The following is a 229-nucleotide window of genomic DNA, read 5'->3' as shown; positions in this document are numbered from 1 at the left end:
CCTGGATCAGGAAACCAAGACCGCCTCGGGCATCGTGATCCCCGACGCAGCAGCTGAAAAGCCGGATCAAGGCGAAGTCCTGGCCATCGGCCCGGGCAAGCGCGACGACAAGGGCGCACCGATCGCACTCGACGTGAAGGTCGGCGATCGCGTCCTGTTCGGCAAGTACGCAGGTCAGACCGTCAAGGTCGACGGCCAGGAACTGCTGGTCATGCGCGAAGAAGACATC

General features: G+C 63.3%; 1 protein-coding gene. It reads left to right on the top strand.

Annotated elements, in window-relative coordinates; translation table 11 throughout:
• Position 1: 1 nt before the first annotated feature.
• Positions 2 to 229: co-chaperone GroES (locus tag SB816_RS35505; RefSeq protein WP_410548684.1), on the top strand; the 228-nt coding region annotated here is incomplete at its 3' end.

Origin of the sequence: Achromobacter sp. SIMBA_011, from assembly GCF_046535435.1 — a bacterium.
In the GTDB taxonomy this organism is placed as follows: domain Bacteria; phylum Pseudomonadota; class Gammaproteobacteria; order Burkholderiales; family Burkholderiaceae_B; genus Achromobacter; species Achromobacter dolens.
This window is presented reverse-complemented; position numbering and strand designations above follow the sequence as displayed.